This is a genomic window from Enterococcus sp. AZ188 (assembly GCF_050544075.1).
Lineage (GTDB): Bacteria > Bacillota > Bacilli > Lactobacillales > Enterococcaceae > Enterococcus_D > Enterococcus_D entomosocium.
Window position 1 is genome coordinate 755,881 of record NZ_CP172943.1, and the last position, 17,704, is coordinate 773,584.

Consider the following 17,704-nt stretch of genomic DNA (forward strand, 5'->3'; position numbering starts at 1 on the left):
GATAGGCAATAGAAGGAGTGGATAACATGGTGCAAGTACGATTTGATGAACAAGGATTGGTTCCAGTGATCGTGCAGGATGTGGAAACGAATGAAGTTTTGACCTTGGCTTATATGAACCAAGAAAGTTTGACCTTGACCTTGAAAGACCGATTGATGACCTTTTATTCCCGCAGTCGCCAAGAATTGTGGCGCAAAGGAGAAACCAGCGGCAATTACCAGCATTTAGTATCATTGACCGCAGATTGCGATCAAGATGCTTTAGTCGCCAAAGTAAAAAAAGACGGACCTGCTTGCCATACAGGCACAGAAAGCTGCTTTACAGAGGTGCTTTATGGTACAGAATCCTCTCCGACCATCGATGCGTTGTATGAGCTGATAAAAGGTCGTAAAGATACGCCGCAAGAAGGCAGCTATACCAGCTACTTGTTTGAAAAAGGCAGTGAGAAAATCTTAAAAAAAATCGGCGAGGAAGCAACCGAGGTCGTGATTGGGGCGATGAAGGAAGACCGCCAAGAAACCGTTTATGAGATTGCTGATTTGGCGTATCATACATTGGTTTTAATGGCAGAAATGGGGATTGATTTAGCGGCTATTCGCCAAGAGCTTGCCAAGCGTCATGTTGTGGATAAGAAAGTCAAACAAGAACGGATGCAATAACGGTCAGGGGTTTTCAGTAGAAAGAAAGCAACTGACGATAAAAAAAGAAGCCCTTCAGCCATTGTTTGAAGGGCTTCGCAACCGTGGCGATAAAGTTGATCTGCTGGTACTTTGAGTGAGCACACAAACTGGCTATTTGTTTTCCAACTCTTCGATCAATTCTTTCATTTCTTTGATTTCTTTTTCCTGTGCGTCAATGATTTTTTCTGCAAGTTCTTTTACTCTTGGATCAGACAAATCGGCATTTTTACTGGTTAGAATCGCAATCGAATGATGGGGAATCATGGCTTTCATCCAGGCCGTATCTCCCACGGCGGTTTGGCTTCTGACCATAAACAGTGAACCAAAAAAGAGTACAACACTGACAACTAAAATTCCGATATTCATTTTCTTGTTGTCATACATCTTCCACATAAATAACAGCATGATGATCGCCATCATCGCGCCCATCATTAGTGCCATAAATAGGCGGGTTTGGCTGAAAAAGATATGATCGAGGGCGTAGACATTGAAATACATCATACAAAACATAATCACCGTCGATACCCCAATCATTACCAAAAATTTCCCGTATTTCTTCATTTCTTTCCTCTCCTTTTTGTGTACAAAATAAAAACAATAAAGCAATCCAAAACATCATCGGAACAGATGCTTTTTTTCGTTTATTGTTTTGTTAGAATAAATTTACTCCCTAAATCAAGTATAGCGGAGGAAGTAGAATGAGAGAAGCGATATACATTTGAACGAAAACAAATGGGTTCTTAGAGTAAAAAAGCGAAAACGGGATTACTCGTCTAGGTTTATTTGTTATAATCAACCTAAGAAATGGATGGTGTATAGAATGAATCACAATGATCGCTTGACGCGTTTACGCTATGCTTTGGATATCAAGGATACCGACATGGTGAAAATTTTTGAACTTGGCGGCGCTTCTTTCACAAAAGAAGAAGTAAGACAATTATTGAAGAAAAAAGATCCTGAGACCTACGAGATTGAGTGTACCAATGAAGCCTTTGAGCGTTTCTTAAATGGTTTGATTCGCTCGCAACGAGGAACAAAGCCAGATGCTGCAGAACCTGTCCTAGAGTTGAACAATGGCAATGTAAATAATTTGATGCTGAAGAAAATAAAAATCGCCCTTTCCCTAACAACAGATGAAATGCTGGACATTTTCGAGCAAGCGGGAGTTAAAGTTTCAAAAGGTGAATTAGGCGCCATTTTACGAAAAGAAGGCCATCGCAATTACAAACCATGTTTAGACAAATATGCCCGCAACTTTTTAAAAGGATTGACGATCGAGTATCGGGATAACTAGTAAAAAATCAATAATAGGCTGAACTTACAATGGGCCGCCCAAAGAGATGCATGTTATGTGTCTCTTTTTTTGTGTGTAAATTAAAAAAAACAATTTAAATCAGTGATTATAACGCTAACTGAGGCCAAGCTTGGAGCATGAAGGAGCAGGTGAAGTGAGCGATCTGTTTGCTTGAATAACCTGTTTGTTAAAACCTGACAAGTTTGGTCATTTCTGATACAAATGTTGACGTGTTCAGAATGATGAACCATGTAATACTATCAAAATGAACAGGGGTATCCTGTGTCTAAAGATTGTAATTAACAAGTCGTCACCATCATCAGAAGGGGAAGTTTGTCGATAGGTGAAAGATAGGAAAGCGTATCGTATTTAAACGAATATAAAAGGAGAATGTTATGAAAAGGAAATTTTGGGGCTATTTGTCATTGGCGATCTTGTTAAGTCAGCCTGTGTTGGCACCTTTGGCACAAGTTATGGCTGAGGAACAGGAAACCATTCCATCAAACAAAGAAATCACGACATTAGGAACATTAGAAAAAGTGGAGGAGACTACTGAAACAGTCGATTCTTCTCGTATAAAAGAAGAAATCAACGGTGACACCACAAGTAACTCAGAATCGCAAGAAGTGGTTAATGATGATGAGAAAAGTGGCTCGACGGAAAGTACAGAAAAAAACCTCCCTGATTCAAGTAAAGACACAGCTAGCTCGGCAACTGAATCATCAGCGGAAATGAAAGAGGCATTCTCTAATCGAAGCGTTTCATTAGACGCTTGGATGCCGGATAAGAATTTGCAAAATGAGGTAGCGAAAGGGCTAAACAAAACAGTTGATACGATCACTCAAGAAGATATGGTGAATCTAAAACAGTTAGATTTTTCTTCTTTAGTCAAAGACACAGTAGTCGATTTTACTGGTTTAGAATACGCTAGCAACTTGCAAGCGTTATACACGACGTCTATTATTGCTACGAATGTTCCCCAAATCACTATGGCGGAAAATGCAACATTGTTTACCCGTCCTAATGTACTAGCACACGTTCTTCCAAAAGGATCTTTTTCAAATATCCACATAGGAAATTATGATGCCTATTTGACAGCCCAAGAATTAATTGGGGTTGGTCAATATCTTAGTGGATGGGTAACAGATTATCTGACGGTCTATGCAAGTAGCATGACGGATTTTTCTAAGTTAGAGCTATCTCCAGAACACCATCAAAATTCCCAACTATCTATTATGACTCAGGAGAAAATACTATTAGAGCCAATGCTAGTAACGTAGTGATGCAGCGCCAGTGACGGTCAAGTATGAAGATACAGAAGGGAATCAACTATCTGCACCGACGGTATTGAGTGGCAAAATAGGTTTACCATATACAAGTAAAGCTAAAGCCATCCCAGGCTGGTACGTTTCCCAAATGCCAACTAACGCTAATGGGACTTATAGTGAAAATGCGCAAGAAGTTACCTATGTTTATGAACGTAGTGATGCAGCACTGGTTATCGTAAGATATGAAGACATGGAAGGAAATCAATTAGCTGAACCAACGATCCTTAATGGAAAAGTTGGCTTGTCTTATGAAAGCAACGCCAAAGAAATATCTGGCTGGCGGGTTTCAAAGACGCCTAAAAATGCAAAAGGTACCTTCAGTGATGCCGTCCAAGAAGTTATTTATGTTTACAGTGCTGATAAAGAGAATGAACCGGGAGAAGATTCAGGAAAAGATACACCAGAATCAGAAAACAAGACGCCGGACGAAGAGAACGGGAATAGCTCAGGAAATAACAGCAAGCAAACAAACACACAAACCAAATCAAAAAATAAGTTGCCTGCAACAGGAGAACAACTTACAGGTCAACGAATCATGGGCTTTTTGGGAGTCATCACTGTTCTGTTTTCTTTCGTAGTAATTTTGAGACGAAAAAGAAAAACTGAAAATTAAAAGCTTTTCAATAGAGAGGAAAGAGCATCCAGAATTGATTGTTTTCTGGATACTCTTTGTTTAACCCTATTTAAATATGAGCGAGAATATAGGTTTTTATCAGTTATCTTTCGAATGTTACGTTCTTGAATTCATCATTCAAGCCATCACGATAGGCAATAGTCAAGACTAATTTTCCTGTTGTTTTGTCATAGTCTTCCACGTTTAGTTCTAGAGAGAAGTTCTTAACATTGGCATCAATATAAGAAACAATTTCTTTTTCTTCCTCACCGATTTTTATCGAAAGTGTGCTTTCTCCTAATAAATTCGCCTCCTCCAGAACTGTTTTGGCTGAGCGTATTTCAGGCTGATAGAAGACAGTGTTTGTTTGAGTTAAATAGATTCTACTTATTCGCAACGGAACTGTGATCTTTCCAAAGTCATTTGAGACAACGATCCCAGGTTTATTACTAGGGGAGACAAAGACAGCGAGACTTATTAAAATTGGAACGAGAATACTAGCAACACTTGACCATACTATTTTTTTTGATATTTTCATTGATTTCAGTTCATTCAGCGAAGCATGAACACCTGTCCCCCCATTCTTTTTATTTAATGTAAGAAGTTAGCTTGATTATGGCGAAGATACTTTAAAAATAACTGTACTAATTTTCAACTTTATATAAGCGTAATTGATAGAAAGTAAAAGCTTTTGGAATTGTTGAAATGCTCAAAGGCTACCTAACTCTTCGATTGTAAATACTCCTAAAAACCGACTCTCTTATTATCGTAGCAAAATATACGGTTTTTTACTTTTATTATTATAAAATAATTTTTTGATAAATAGCGCTTTGGACTGTTTTGTCGTCTTAAACTAGCTGTTAGAAAGAGCAATGTTCTCCAGACGTAGTAACTCGTAGTTCTAAGTAGTTGTAGCCATGATTTTGCTTATCCTAAATGATTCAGAAGGTGATAGTTTCAGAGACAGCTTCTTATAAAATGAAATAAGTAGTCAATGAATACACACTGAATGAAAATAGATCGTGAAAGGAGTATAATTACCTTAAAAATAAAGTTAAGAGGTATTATTATGTATAAATTTCTTTTAACTAAATTAGACCAAGATGTTTATGAATTGTTTGCGCATTTTTTTGAGCAGGCTGTGGAGCGTGAAAAACTAAATGTTCTTGCTGAAAAGACAAACTTATCAAAACGACGAATCGTCTTAGTTTTTGAGCGAGCACTCGATTTGCAAACGGCGTATCCTTATTTTGAGATTGCGTTGCATGAAGGTAGAGAGATGACGCTTTATTTTGCGCCGAATTTTCTTTTGTCTAAGCTTTATTCGGTCATGCTAGAAGAAAGCATGCCATTTCAAATTTTAGACAGACTCTTTAGTGATAAGTATGTGTCGCTGGAAGAAACCGCCCAACAACATTATGTCAGCAATCGCACGGTTCAAAGAAAACTAAAGGAAGTAGAAACGATTCTTGAAAATTATCACATTCGATTGAACCTAAAAAGAAAACCGCTTTTTGTGGGCGAAGAATACCGCATTCGGCATTTTTTCCACATCATGTATTGGCAGATCTATGATGCAACGAACGTGCGTTATAGTGGATTGACGAAACAAAGTGTCAGTACATTGAAGAAAAAGTTGACAAGTTATCCCAGTTTTTATCGCGGGATTGATCAGGAGAAATTTGTTCAATTGTTGGCGTTAAGTATTTATCGTTTTAAAAGAGGCTTTCCTGTAAAAGAGATTCCTCAAGAGATGAGGGAGATGAGGCATCTGACGATTTCCTTTGAAGAATTTAAAGAAGAGCTGATCAAGCCATTGCTAAGAGACAATTTGATTCTAAATGGGCTTCCAGAAACAGAATTTCTCTTCTTGTATTATATGTTTTCTGTCATGATGACGTACTTACCTGAAGAGATTCCTAGTCAGTTAACAATTGGGGATCATTTTTCTCCACGAGCAATCGCTGCAGCAAGGCTATTTGCGGAAAACGCTCAGAAAGTTTTTCTCGTTTCTGAAAGCAATATTGATTATCTGTTGGTCAATGCCTTGAATATTCATTCGGTTTCGCTTCTTTTTGCATCGAAAAATAAGATCGATGCCTTTGGAAAAAGCACCACGGACAAAGATTATCGCCGTGTCTTTTCTAAGATTTTTCCGTTTGTTCAGGAGATGTACGAATCGTTAGCGCAACAATCACCAATTTTTTCAACCATGTATGAAGCGAACAATCGCTTGCTTTTTCAATATAGTATGCTTCTTTCTCTGGTAGCGAAAATTGATCGTTCTACGGTTCGTATTTTTCACGAATCAAAATTCGGAAAAATCCAAGAAATCAGACAAAAGGAACGATTGAAGCGCTGGTTTGAGTACACACTTTCATTTGTTTCCGAAAATCCCGATTTTGTCGTGACAGATTATCCCGTCAATCGGCAAGCTTTTATTGACCAAAATCCCAACGTCCAATTTTTTAAATGGAATAGTTTTCCAACGGGGGATCGCTGGCTTGAACTGATTGAAGCAGTTGAAAAGTTCCAGAATGAGTTTAGTCAAAAACATACGTAAAACTGTGGATTTCACAGTATGAAAAAAAGGAGGATTCTCAAAACCAGAGAATCCTCCCTTTTTTTAGTAGGAAGCGAAAAGTTTTGCACAGCGTTTCTCAGATTTCCTATGTAGTTTGTCAATCGCTCAATCGGCTATTGGGCTTGTTTACTTTTATGAAACTAAAATTGATACGATCCAACCCGAAGGTATCTAACAGGACTTTATTTGCTTCTAACAAACAAATGATTGGCGTCTCCTTTCCTAAAAAACATGTAATAATGCAGGCATAAAGATCTCGGTCAACAGAAACGTTTTACGAAAAAGCGAAGGTAAGAAAGAGTGTTCGAATCCTCTATTTAACGTAATGCTAGTGATTTCAGCCTAAAGGTCGATTTCCTTTCAATATTTCCATAGAGTACGCATCGACGTATTCGTTCCAACGATAAACACATAAACAGGATTTTACATAAGATTCACCAATCAATAGAACAGGAGGACTAAAGATGGAGTCAGCATTTAAGATCCATTCAATGGAAGAATATTTAAACTTCTACATGGAAGAAACGGAGCGGCTTTTTTTCAAGGAAGAGTTTCCAGAACTCAAAGAAAAGATTCTTGCCAATTGCTTCGAAATCAAACGAGCGATCCAAGAAATCAATCACGAAAACTTTTTTGAACAGTATGCGAGAATCAATACATTAGAAGCAGAGATTTTGATTATTTTGGAATGCAGTGAATTGCGGGGGAGTGACAATGTGGTCCCTTTTGCTGAGGCAGAAATTTTGCAAGTGGCGAAACAAGATAGCAAAACCTATTTTAAAGAAAGATGTGGGCTGACATTGATCGCGCCTACGCCCCATTCATTGCATTTTTCCGTGGAGTAGTTGAAGTAACAACAAAGATCATTCGTGAGGAAAAAGTGTTATAGGAAGTTTGAAAGGAGCCTTTCATTAAGGTTTGTGCAGGAGTAATTGTTTTACCAAAAGAAAAGGCTGCAGTTTTTTTATGCAACTTTGGAGGCATTGTGGAAAAAAGCTGTACCTTTGATATAAATTCATTCAACAAATAATTGGAGGTCACAGATGAATGCAATAGAAAAGAGGATCCAGTTTATTGTCGAAGCTGACAAGCTTAAAGCCATCCTTAGACAATCGACACTGATCTATGATAGAAACCAACGGGAAAATGATGCAGAGCACACCTGGCATTTGACATTATGTGCACTATTGCTTGCAGAACATGTCGCAACCGAAGGGCAAGTGGATTTGTTGCGAGTACTCAAAATGTTAATTATTCATGATATGGTAGAAATCGAAGCAGGTGATACCTATTGTTATGATGAAGCTGGGTACCTGGATAAAGTACAGCGAGAACGGGAAGCAGCTACAAGTTTATTTTCTACATTACCGAGAGAACAATATGATGAATTTATGGATTTGTGGGAAGAGTTTGAGGAGATGGCAACCGTAGAAGCAAAATATGCAGCGGCAATCGATAGGTTACAGCCTGTCTTGCAGATATACTACTGTGACGGGAATACCTGGTTAGAAAATAACATTGATGTTGAACGCGAATTAAAACGAAACGAGGTCATCAAAGAAATTATGCCAGAAGTTTGGGACTATGTTAGAAAACTTATAGATGATGCCGTAAATAAAGGTTGGCTGAAGCAATAAAGCAAAAATCAATAAGCTGCTAAACATGAGCCGAAGTAGAAGAGCATCATCAAAATGAACACCAAATGTACTAGAAGAGAAGGAATGGTTATGAGTATCGGGGAAGTAGGGTATATTTTTACAAAGTATTTTATCGTAACAGTGTCTATTCTTACATCAATATATACAAGATCGTCAAAAAGCATTTAGATGAAGCGGAAACAATCGTGATTGCGACCGACAGCGACCGAGAAGGTGAAGCAATCGCCCGCTTGATTATCAACCTTTCGGGAAATAGCCGGAAAACCATTAAACGTTTATGGATCAACTCGCTTGAAACTAGCGAAATCAAAAAAGGATTTCAAAATCTGAAGGACGGACAGGCGTTTTATTCCACTTACAAAGAAGCAGAAACCCGACAAATCGCTGATTGGCTGGTAGGAATCAATCTCACCCGTCTTTACACGCTTTATATGCAGAAAAACGGCATGAGAGGCGTGTTTAGCGTTGGACGCGTCCAAACCCCGACTTTGTTCTTGATTTACCAACGCAACGAAGAAATCAAACATGCATTGGCACTTAAACTCTTATTACTGGAGTTAAATTCATATGATTTTTAATCTGCAAAAAAGTTTATAGCACCGTCGCTTATACCAGAAAATATAACAAACGCCGCATTGTTTTTTTGTGCACTTTAATAATCTATTCAACTAAGGAATTAAGCTGGCTGTCAAGAGAGTAATATCGTATTGAATCTCAGGTGGAAATTTTCTGCGGTATCTTTTTTGACTGAAATGACATTAGTGTTTTTTGGGGATTGTGTATGTAAGTATTTTTTAAAATCATTTTAACAAGTTTTGGACAAAAATTCTCATGAAAAAACAGAATTTAAATAGCATGATAAATTAGAGAAGATAGTTTAATGTGCTTATAGGAACACCCCACTTTTACAGTCACAATCAATAACCTTGCTACTTTCTTTCGAAATTGATAAGAGTCTAAAGGATTGACAACGCTTGATAGTGAGCATAAACTTAATATACGCTAGTTAGTTTACAAGTGCAAACTAAAAAAGTATGATGTGTCGTCTCTGAAATTCTCCCTGATTCAAGTCATAACCAGAGTACATATCGGTTATTTTTTGATTCCATATTTTTTCCTTTATGTGCTGAGGATTAAGGGGTACCAATTGTAATTGCGCGTTATATGGTCTTTGTTTAGAATCGCTCTCCAAAAAGCCAATTTTTTGCATAGAATTTTAGATGTGGTACCATTAATTAGAATTATTATAAATAAGAAGTAGGTATCATTGTTTTAGTAAAAAGACTAGGAGGAATGGAAGATGGAAATAGACTACAAGGATCATGGGAAGAAGCCGTATATCATTAATATTGAAGACGCCACCACAGGAAATGATAATTACCGGACGACCATTTGGACAGGCAGTAAACTGCAAGTCACCGTAATGTCCATTCAACCGGGCGATGACATCGGTTTGGAAGTGCACGAAGGCATTGACCAATTTATCCGTATTGAAGAAGGAGAAGGCGTGTGTAAAATGGGGCCTTCTAAAGATAACTTACATGTTCAACAAAAAGTGATGGATGATGACGCCGTATTTGTTCCGGCGGACATGTGGCACAACATCGAAAACACCGGTGATAAGCCGCTCAGACTGTATACCATTTATGCTGGTCCAGATCACCTTGAAGGAACGGTTCACCCTACTCATGAAGACGCCAAAAACGATCCAAACGAACACTGAGGTACACTAGGATGAAACAAAAGCCCTGCACCCGTATGGATGGTCCACTGGTGCAGGGCTTTTTTATAAAGGAGAGAAGTGGTATGAGTGATTCATTGTTTCAATTAGAGAAGGTTGGTTTTCAGGCAAACGGAAACCAAATCCTTCAAGATATCTCTTTTACAGTAAACAAAGGGGAAGTGATTGTTTTTTCTGGTCCTTCTGGAAGTGGAAAAAGTACCCTTTTGAAATTAATTGGTACGCTGCTTTCCCCAACTTCCGGAAAAATTTATTATCGAGGTACGGATCTGCAAAAAATCGATCCTGTGGAGTATAGAAAAGAAGTCTCTTATTTCTTTCAAAACGCTTCTCTATTCGATGAGACAGTTCAAGAGAACTTGTCTTTTCCTGCCCGCATAAGAGAAGAAGGATTTGATCGGGAACGTGCAAAAAAATTGTTAGAACGAGTTCAAATACCTGAAACTTACTTATCGAAAGAGGTCAAGGAACTATCAGGAGGGGAAAAACAACGGGTTGCATTGGTCCGAAATTTGATGTATCAACCGAAAGTGTTGCTCCTGGATGAAGTTACCAGTTCATTGGACCAAGAAAACAGAGCGATTGTCCTTGATTTAGTACGAGACATGATGAAAGACCAACAAACTACGGTGTTGGCCGTCACTCACAACCAGGAAGAAATCGACCAAGCTTCTCGTCTGATTACTATCAAAGGTGGAAAAATGGAGGAATCGAAATGACAAACAATTTGGAAATCAGTAATCTTTCTTTGCTTTTATCCTCTGTCCTCTTGATAGTTGCCTTGTTGATTGATTACAAAGAGAAATTGGGATTAGGAAACGACATTTTTATTGCGGGAATTCGCGCTGTCGTTCAATTATTCCTTATTGGATATGTATTGAGCTACGTATTACGAGTGGATAACAACTTTCTCACTTTAGCGATGGTTTTGTTCATTGTGTTCAACGCTTCTTATAACGCCCATACACGCAGTGAGGGGATCAACCGCTCTTTTAAAATTTCAACGACGGCTATTGGAGTAGGAACAGCCTTGTCCTTACTCATTCTTGTTTTTTCAGGAGTCATTGACTGGTCCCCTTCCCAAATCGTTCCAATTACAGGCATGATTGCCAGCAACGCCATGACTGCGATTGGAGTGACCTATCGGTCTTTGAATTCAAAATTTACGGACCAACGCCAACAGGTATTGGAAAAATTGGCATTGGGAGCCAATAAAAAACAAGCGTCCATGAGTATTGTAAGAGAAAGCGTCAAAACGGGCATGGCTCCTTCTATTGACCGAACAAAAACGGTTGGACTTGTCAGCCTACCAGGTATGATGTCAGGGTTGATTTTTGCGGGAATTGATCCTGTTCAAGCGATTCGTTACCAAATTGTTGTGATGTTTATGTTGATTTCAGTTACTGCGATTTCTTCGTTTATTGCTAGTTATATGGCTTACCGTGAGTTTTATAACAATCGCAGTCAATTAATTATATGATTTGGGATGATACACTACTCTTAAAACCAGTGGTTACAATTTTATGTAGTTAAAAGAAGACCTCACGAGAATAATTGCAAAAAGAACTTCATTTTTTAAGGAAGAAGGATATTTTTGTCATCGAATCTTTGGAACGACTAGGGCGAAACTATGATGAAATTTTTTATATAGTGCAGCAACTGGATTGATTGAATCCTTTAATAAGCAAATCAAGAAATACAGCCACCGCAAGGAACAGTTCCAAAATGAAGAGTCGATGGAACGTTTCTTAGTCTCGTCTTTTGATACTCACAACCAAAAATTCCTAGGTCGCAGTCATAAAGGTTTCCAACAGGCCGAAGGCGAGCTCGAACAAATGCTGAGTCAACCGATGGAGAATTAGAAACAATCTACAGTAGGAAAGAACCATTTACACAAAATTATTGACGCTCCCAAGCTAAAACTCCTATTAATCGATCTACTAAAAATAAATAAAAAATTCTTTTCAATTTTTATTTATGGTATGACATAAATAAAGTAAAGTTATTCTTCTAGGTTAATCTTATTAATACTCTTTCTCACTAGTGTTGCATGCAACACTAGTGAGAAAGAGCATTAAATATACTGCAAGGCAAGACATTTGGTAATTGAAGAATAACAAGCAAAAAAATAGCAGTCAGGTCTCTTGACAAAGTATAGTTGCTATTCTTTTTTTAGGCCCTACTTTAATGAAATTTTTGTTTGGAGGGAACGACTTCATTCCTTTGATTATTTCAGTTGAATTTAATAGAGAAGCCTGGCGTCTATTAAGAAATACTTTTCTTGATGAGCGTCAATTTTTTTAACGGAAATCTATCCTATACTAAATTCAGTAAAGAAAAAGGAGGAATCAAAGAAAGCTATTTTAAACAAACCAAAATTATAGGAGGAATAAATCATGACTGAAAATAAAGCTACTCAAGAAAGAACACCCCAAGAAAGATTGCAAGAAGAACAAGAACACAAGGAACATGTTCATCATACGAAAATTAATGCAGCGGCCATTGCGGATCATCTTTTAGGCAACATGCATACATTACATGTGAAACTGCACCAATATCACTGGTATGTAAAAGGAGCCAATTTCTTTACGTTGCATGAAAAATTTGAAGAGTTGTATAACGAAAATGAAAAATGGTTCGACAAACTTGCGGAGCGTCTAATTACTTCTGGGCATAAACCTGCTTCGACAACGGTTGAATTTGAAAAATATTCGATGCTTTCGGAAGATGCAGTTAATAAATACGCTAAAGCAGAAGACATGGTTGAAAATATTATCGAGGACTTCAGAAGCACTCGTGACCTAACTATTCGCGCGATTCGTTTAGCTCAAGACGAGGGTGACGATGCTTTAGAAGATACATTGATTGCTTTTAAAAATGACTTAGACAAGAACATTTGGATGCTGCAAGCGTTCATTGGTAAAGAAGCATTAGAAGATGATGACGCTCTTGATGAGGATGAAGATTAAGGTAAAAGTAGAAGCTGATTTAGGGATTGGAATTCTTTCCAGTCCTTTTTCCATTTTCTTGATGTGCATCAATTTTTTTGTAGTAAGAGACTTATATAATAAAAGCAGCGAATATAAACAAAATAAATAAAGGGGAGAATGAATTGACTAAACATACCCATCATGAAATTTGCGACCACGCAGCCTGTATCCGCTTGGTTCCAATATTCAATCACTTAGAGGATAGCGCGATGAATTACATTGCTGAAAAAGCCCACACGAAACAGTATCAAAAAGGAGAGTTTCTGTTTCGTTCACAAGAAAAAGAGGATACTTTATATATTATCAATCGTGGGAAAATCCGTATTTATCGATTGGCAGACTCTGGCAAAGAGCAGCTAGTGCGGATCTTGAACCCTGGTGATTTCACCGGAGAATGGACCTTGTTCAACCCGGATGCAGTACACGAGGAATATGCCGAAGCAACCCGAGATACCGTTGTCTGTATGATTCAGCAAAAAGATGTCCAAGATTTTCTGGAACAATACCCAGCTATTTCTTTAAAACTATTGGCGGAAATGTCTAAACGGTTAGAAAGTTCAGAACGTCAAACGACACAAGTAGCCTTGGAGAGTGTCATTACCCGTTTAGTTTTGTTTTTGGCAGAAAATGTGGAACCTGAAATGGGCAACTCTCCCACCATCACCCTGCCGATGGAAAAAAAGGACATTGCTTCCTATTTAGGAACGACACCTGAGACCATCAGTCGCAAATTTGGAGAATTGGAGGACGAGGGATTGATTCAACAGCTGTCTGGGAAAAGGATCAAGATTCAGGATTTAGATGATTTATTGCTTTACAGCGAATAATCGGACACACTTTTTTCTACACGTTGGTGTTCTGTCGCTCTTCATTAACAACGGGACAGAACTCAGTGCTTTTGCTTCCATCTGTCCGTTTTTGGCTTTTTTAAGACAGAACGACCTTCATTCATTGGAAAAATAAAAGCACAAACATGATAACCCTCAAGTTTTTTTGTTTTATTTTTCTTTAAGATAGGGTTGTCGAACAAAACGTAAAAATAAGTAGGGGTGAATGTGCATTATTTTTGGGTGATAGTTGCCATCACGTTGTCAGCAGCGGGTGCATTCTTTGTCGTCCCTTTCACCAAGAACACGATTGGCGGCGAAGCAAAAACGTCTAACGTTGTTGAGGCAGATAGGTTAGCTATGGAAAAAGAAGAGGAAGTTGTAAAAGGAGCCGGCGTAATCGGACACGGAAAAGTGGCGTATTACGAAGCGAGTGACCAGGGAGATAAAAGTGTATTCACTGTTTGGTTTCCATGGAGCTTAGCCGGAATCTTGTTCAGCATCACCATGACTAGAATGACGCGAAAAATTGAAGAAATGGAGCAAATAGAATGGAATTCGTATTAGGCGTTTTGAATCCCCATGCGGTGGAGATTGGTTCTGTTGTGATTCATTGGTATGGAGTCATTATTGCAGCGGGCATATTAGCGGCTCTCCAGTTGAGCACCAAGGAAGCAAAGAAAAAAGGACTGGAAGAGGATACCATTATCGATATGGCCTTATGGGCAATTCCGATTGGACTCCTCGGCGCTCGGCTTTATTATGTGTTATTTGTACTTGGTTATTATCTGCAAAATCCAGGACAAATCCTTGCGATTTGGAATGGCGGCATTGCGATTTATGGGGGATTGATTGCAGGAGGGGGTACGCTATATTGGTATGCAAAGAAAAAAGGTACTTCTTTGGCACTCGTTCTTGATATTTTAGCGCCCAATGTATTGTTAGCCCAGTCCATTGGTCGTTGGGGCAATTTTATGAATCAGGAAGCTCATGGTGGACCGGTTACTCGTCAATTCTTGGAAAATCTTTATTTACCTGAATTTATCATTGAACAAATGAATATCAATGGTACCTACTACCATCCGACTTTTTTATACGAGTCATTGTGGAGTTTGTTGGGCTTTGTCCTCATCGTCACTATACGGAACCGAAAACAGCTTTTGCGTCAAGGAGAAGTCGCTTTGAGTTACGTTTTGTGGTACTCAGTGGGTCGGTTCTTCATTGAAGGTATGCGAACGGACAGTTTATGGATTGGCGAGTGGATCCGCGTTTCGCAAGCCTTGTCTCTGGCCCTGTTTATTGGCGCGATTGTAGTATGGTTTATACGCAGACAAGACTATCCACCAATTTATTATTATTCTGATGGCAATAAGGGGCAGAAAAAGACTATTAAGATGGTGAATTGAGCAAAAAGATAAAAAGAAGTGCAAAACTTGATATGCGTCAATTTTCGTTTGCTAAAAGTGAGCTATACTACAGTTGTAAAGAGGAAAAGGCAGTGTTCATTAATCTGCTGCGGATAAAATAAAAACACATAAAGGAGATAGGAATTATGGAAAAAGCTATATTGCAATTAGAAACGTTGTCTTGTCCAAGTTGTATGCAAAAAATTGAAGGTGCCTTGAAATCAGTTAACGGTATTGATAAAGACAGCATTAAAGTATTATTCAACTCCAGCAAAGTCAAAACCAATTTTGATTCAGCTGTCACTTCGATTGAAGAGATTCAAAAAGCTATCGAAAACGTAGGCTATCCGGTCCTTAAAGCAAAAGTCAAGGCCGCTTAACAGATTAAATGAACTAGGCAATTCTGGAAGAAAAGCTATTTTTCCGGGATTGCTTTTTTGTTGCAATCCGATTCGAGGTGCTTAGAAACGATAAAAGAGAACTTTCTAAACTTGATAGCCGTAAATTTTTATTCGATAAAAAGAGGGTATCGTTATAACTGTAAAGAGGAATAAGTGTCATTGAGGCTGTTAGATCAAAAAAATAGTGAGAAGGGACACGTATTTTTTCAAAACTTGATGTCAGTCAATTAATTACTTAGGCAATTATCTTATACTGTGTTTATCAATAAAAGAGAAATTAAATTTGGAGGGAAAAAGCATGCAACAATATATATTAAGCAAGAAAAATGTTATCACCGTCATCAGTGGATTGTTAATCGCACTCGGTTTCTTCAGTCACTTTGTTTTAGAAAACGTAGGACTTTCAGAGTGGTCTTTGATCATCGCCTCTGTCTTTGGGATTACGCCAATTGCCATTCAAGCGTTTCAAGCAATGAAAGTCAAAGTCATCAGTATTGATGTCTTAGTCAGTATTGCAGCGATTGGTGCGCTTTTTATTCAAAATTATGAAGAATCGGCTATTGTCACGTTCTTATTCTTATTCGGACACTACTTGGAACAACGAACATTGAACCAAACGCGATCTGCTATCAAAGAATTGACTGAAATGGCACCCGAAAGCGCCTTGAAACAAATGGATAATGGCGAATTTGAAGAAGTAGAAGTGGATGATGTAGATGAAGGGGATATCTTGCTCGTTAAAACGGGTGCGAAAGTTCCAGTGGATGGCACAGTCCTTACGGGCGAAGGGCATATCAATGAAGCTAGCATTACAGGGGAAGCTGTTCCGGTCAACAAGCTAGCTGATGCAGAAGTTTTTGCAGGAACCATTTTAGAAAACGGAACGATTCAAATCAGAGCTGACCGAGTTGGTGAGGACACCACATTTGGAAAAATTATTGAACTCGTGGAAGAAGCACAAGATTCTAAATCCGAAGCGGAACGGTTCATTGATCGCTTTTCTAAATACTACACACCAGCTGTCTTGGTTCTGGCAATTGTTGTATGGGCGTTCAGTCAAAATATTGAGTTAGCAATCACCATCTTGGTTCTAGGTTGCCCAGGCGCATTAGTTATCGGAGTGCCTGTCTCAAACGTTGCCGGTATCGGGAATGGTGCTCGTAACGGTGTTCTTTTAAAAGGGAGTGAAGTCATTCAAGACTTCAGCAATGTGGATACAATTGTATTTGATAAGACAGGTACTTTAACTGTCGGAAACCCAACCGTTGCAGCGACTGAACTGTATGAAAAAGATTCTGCTGAAACGCTTGGCTATCTGGCCAGTGTGGAACGGGAATCAGATCATCCATTAGCAAAAGCGGTCTTAAATCAAATTGGAGAAACAAATTTTTATCCTGTTGAAGGAACTGAAGTCGTGAAAGGCGGCGGAATCGTTTCAAGTGTAGCTGGACATAGAGTGGCTGTTGGGAATGTGGCCTTGATGGAAAAAGAAAATGTCACTCTCAGCAAAAAAGTGCAAAAAGATGTCAAACGGTTTGAACAACAAGGGAACTCTCTCGTTTTGACAGCGGTCGACGGTGAATTAAAAGTACTGATGGGCATTCGCGATCAAGTCCGTCCGGGTGTGAAAGCTAATTTGCAGGAATTAAAAGACTTGGGCGTGAAAAATCTAGTCGTTCTTTCAGGAGATAACCAAGGAACCGTTGATGTGGTCGCCGGCGAACTTGGTTTGACCGAAGCTCACGGCCACATGTTGCCGGAAGACAAATCGGCTTATATCGGAAAACTTCAACAACGTGGTCAAATTGTAGCCTTTGTTGGAGATGGCGTTAACGATAGTCCGTCCTTAGCTTTAGCAGACATTGGAATCGCAATGGGAAGCGGAACGGACGTAGCGATTGAAACATCCGATGTCGTTTTAATGAACTCGAACTTCAGCAACTTGCCTCACGCATTAGGATTAGTAAAAGCCACCGCAAATAATATGAAACAAAATATCGTGATTTCAATTGGAGTAGTGTTGGTCTTGTTGACCAGCGTCTTCTTCAGCGAATGGATGAATATGTCTATCGGAATGTTGGTTCATGAAGGTAGTATCTTGGTGGTAATTTTCAATGGCATGAGATTAATGAAGTATAAGTTGAAAGGTTCTGTTGCAAAGTTCCAAAATGAACAATACTAG

Annotated in this window: 18 protein-coding genes and 2 pseudogenes; 18 read left to right on the plus strand and 2 right to left on the minus strand. The window is 38.7% G+C overall.

Annotation, left to right across the window (positions count from 1 at the left end; all coding sequences use genetic code 11):
• Positions 1-26: 26 nt before the first annotated feature.
• Complete coding sequence (gene hisIE, locus IGI86_RS03460; protein WP_010747556.1) at positions 27-659, plus strand: bifunctional phosphoribosyl-AMP cyclohydrolase/phosphoribosyl-ATP diphosphatase HisIE; 633 nt, start codon at positions 27-29, stop codon at positions 657-659.
• A 132-nt stretch (positions 660-791) separates the two neighbouring features.
• On the opposite strand, the gene IGI86_RS03465 is transcribed toward hisIE, so the two are convergent.
• Complete coding sequence (locus IGI86_RS03465; protein WP_005225207.1) at positions 792-1,241, minus strand: DUF305 domain-containing protein; 450 nt, start codon at positions 1,239-1,241, stop codon at positions 792-794.
• Positions 1,242-1,500: 259 nt separating this feature from the next.
• Here IGI86_RS03465 and IGI86_RS03470 point away from each other — a divergent pair, with 259 nt between their 5' ends.
• The 3 genes from IGI86_RS03470 (at position 1,501) to IGI86_RS03480 (ending at position 3,915) form a co-directional block, all read left to right on the plus strand.
• Positions 1,501-1,974 carry a DUF1456 family protein gene (locus IGI86_RS03470; RefSeq protein ID WP_010747557.1) on the plus strand — a complete coding sequence of 158 codons (474 nt, stop codon included), beginning with the start codon at positions 1,501-1,503 and terminating at the stop codon, positions 1,972-1,974.
• A gap of 395 nt (positions 1,975-2,369) precedes the next feature.
• Entirely contained in the window at positions 2,370-3,254 is an 885-nt protein-coding gene (locus tag IGI86_RS03475) for a hypothetical protein (RefSeq protein ID WP_269924355.1), read from the plus strand.
• Between the two features lie 13 nt (positions 3,255-3,267).
• The gene (locus IGI86_RS03480; protein WP_269924356.1) at positions 3,268-3,915 is read left to right on the plus strand and encodes a MucBP domain-containing protein; all 648 of its coding nucleotides are present in this window, start codon (positions 3,268-3,270) and stop codon (positions 3,913-3,915) included.
• Positions 3,916-4,018: 103 nt separating this feature from the next.
• Here IGI86_RS03480 and IGI86_RS03485 read toward each other — a convergent pair whose 3' ends face one another.
• Positions 4,019-4,453: a hypothetical protein gene (locus tag IGI86_RS03485; RefSeq protein WP_005225210.1), complete on the minus strand. Its 435-nt coding sequence runs from the start codon at positions 4,451-4,453 to the stop codon at positions 4,019-4,021.
• A 531-nt stretch (positions 4,454-4,984) separates the two neighbouring features.
• On the opposite strand from IGI86_RS03485, the gene IGI86_RS03490 reads away from it, so the two are divergent.
• The 14 genes and pseudogenes from IGI86_RS03490 to IGI86_RS03555 all read left to right on the plus strand — a co-directional run bounded on the left by IGI86_RS03490 (position 4,985) and on the right by IGI86_RS03555 (position 17,704).
• Positions 4,985-6,478 (plus strand): helix-turn-helix domain-containing protein, encoded by a 1,494-nt coding sequence (locus IGI86_RS03490; RefSeq protein WP_142967589.1) that lies wholly within the window; start codon positions 4,985-4,987, stop codon positions 6,476-6,478.
• A gap of 485 nt (positions 6,479-6,963) precedes the next feature.
• Positions 6,964-7,344, plus strand: a complete 381-nt coding sequence (locus IGI86_RS03495) for a DUF7006 family protein (protein ID WP_005225213.1) — start codon at positions 6,964-6,966, stop codon at positions 7,342-7,344.
• 198 nt (positions 7,345-7,542) lie between these two features.
• The gene (locus IGI86_RS03500; RefSeq protein ID WP_060792975.1) at positions 7,543-8,136 is read left to right on the plus strand and encodes an HD domain-containing protein; all 594 of its coding nucleotides are present in this window, start codon (positions 7,543-7,545) and stop codon (positions 8,134-8,136) included.
• A gap of 206 nt (positions 8,137-8,342) precedes the next feature.
• Positions 8,343-8,684, plus strand: a pseudogene (locus IGI86_RS03505) (DNA topoisomerase); the annotation flags it as partial.
• Between the two features lie 773 nt (positions 8,685-9,457).
• The gene (locus IGI86_RS03510; RefSeq protein WP_002307506.1) at positions 9,458-9,880 is read left to right on the plus strand and encodes a cupin domain-containing protein; all 423 of its coding nucleotides are present in this window, start codon (positions 9,458-9,460) and stop codon (positions 9,878-9,880) included.
• An 83-nt stretch (positions 9,881-9,963) separates the two neighbouring features.
• The gene (locus IGI86_RS03515) at positions 9,964-10,617 is read left to right on the plus strand and encodes an ABC transporter ATP-binding protein (RefSeq protein ID WP_002307505.1); all 654 of its coding nucleotides are present in this window, start codon (positions 9,964-9,966) and stop codon (positions 10,615-10,617) included.
• Entirely contained in the window at positions 10,614-11,378 is a 765-nt protein-coding gene (locus tag IGI86_RS03520; protein WP_002318452.1) for an ABC transporter permease, read from the plus strand. The genes IGI86_RS03515 and IGI86_RS03520 overlap by 4 nt, the downstream gene beginning before the upstream one ends.
• Before the next feature lie 175 nt (positions 11,379-11,553).
• Positions 11,554-11,760: pseudogene (locus IGI86_RS03525) on the plus strand (IS256 family transposase); the annotation flags it as partial.
• 534 nt (positions 11,761-12,294) lie between these two features.
• Positions 12,295-12,867 carry a Dps family protein gene (locus IGI86_RS03530; protein ID WP_002292150.1) on the plus strand — a complete coding sequence of 191 codons (573 nt, stop codon included), beginning with the start codon at positions 12,295-12,297 and terminating at the stop codon, positions 12,865-12,867.
• 143 nt (positions 12,868-13,010) lie between these two features.
• The gene (locus IGI86_RS03535; RefSeq protein ID WP_269924358.1) at positions 13,011-13,715 is read left to right on the plus strand and encodes a Crp/Fnr family transcriptional regulator; all 705 of its coding nucleotides are present in this window, start codon (positions 13,011-13,013) and stop codon (positions 13,713-13,715) included.
• Positions 13,716-13,943: 228 nt separating this feature from the next.
• Entirely contained in the window at positions 13,944-14,282 is a 339-nt protein-coding gene (locus tag IGI86_RS03540; RefSeq protein ID WP_003102891.1) for a hypothetical protein, read from the plus strand.
• Positions 14,267-15,121 (plus strand): prolipoprotein diacylglyceryl transferase, encoded by an 855-nt coding sequence (gene lgt, locus IGI86_RS03545; RefSeq protein ID WP_269924359.1) that lies wholly within the window; start codon positions 14,267-14,269, stop codon positions 15,119-15,121. The genes IGI86_RS03540 and lgt overlap by 16 nt, the downstream gene beginning before the upstream one ends.
• A 146-nt stretch (positions 15,122-15,267) precedes the next feature.
• Positions 15,268-15,501, plus strand: a complete 234-nt coding sequence (locus tag IGI86_RS03550; protein WP_003125439.1) for a heavy-metal-associated domain-containing protein — start codon at positions 15,268-15,270, stop codon at positions 15,499-15,501.
• 319 nt (positions 15,502-15,820) lie between these two features.
• Complete coding sequence (locus IGI86_RS03555; RefSeq protein ID WP_081132257.1) at positions 15,821-17,704, plus strand: heavy metal translocating P-type ATPase; 1,884 nt, start codon at positions 15,821-15,823, stop codon at positions 17,702-17,704.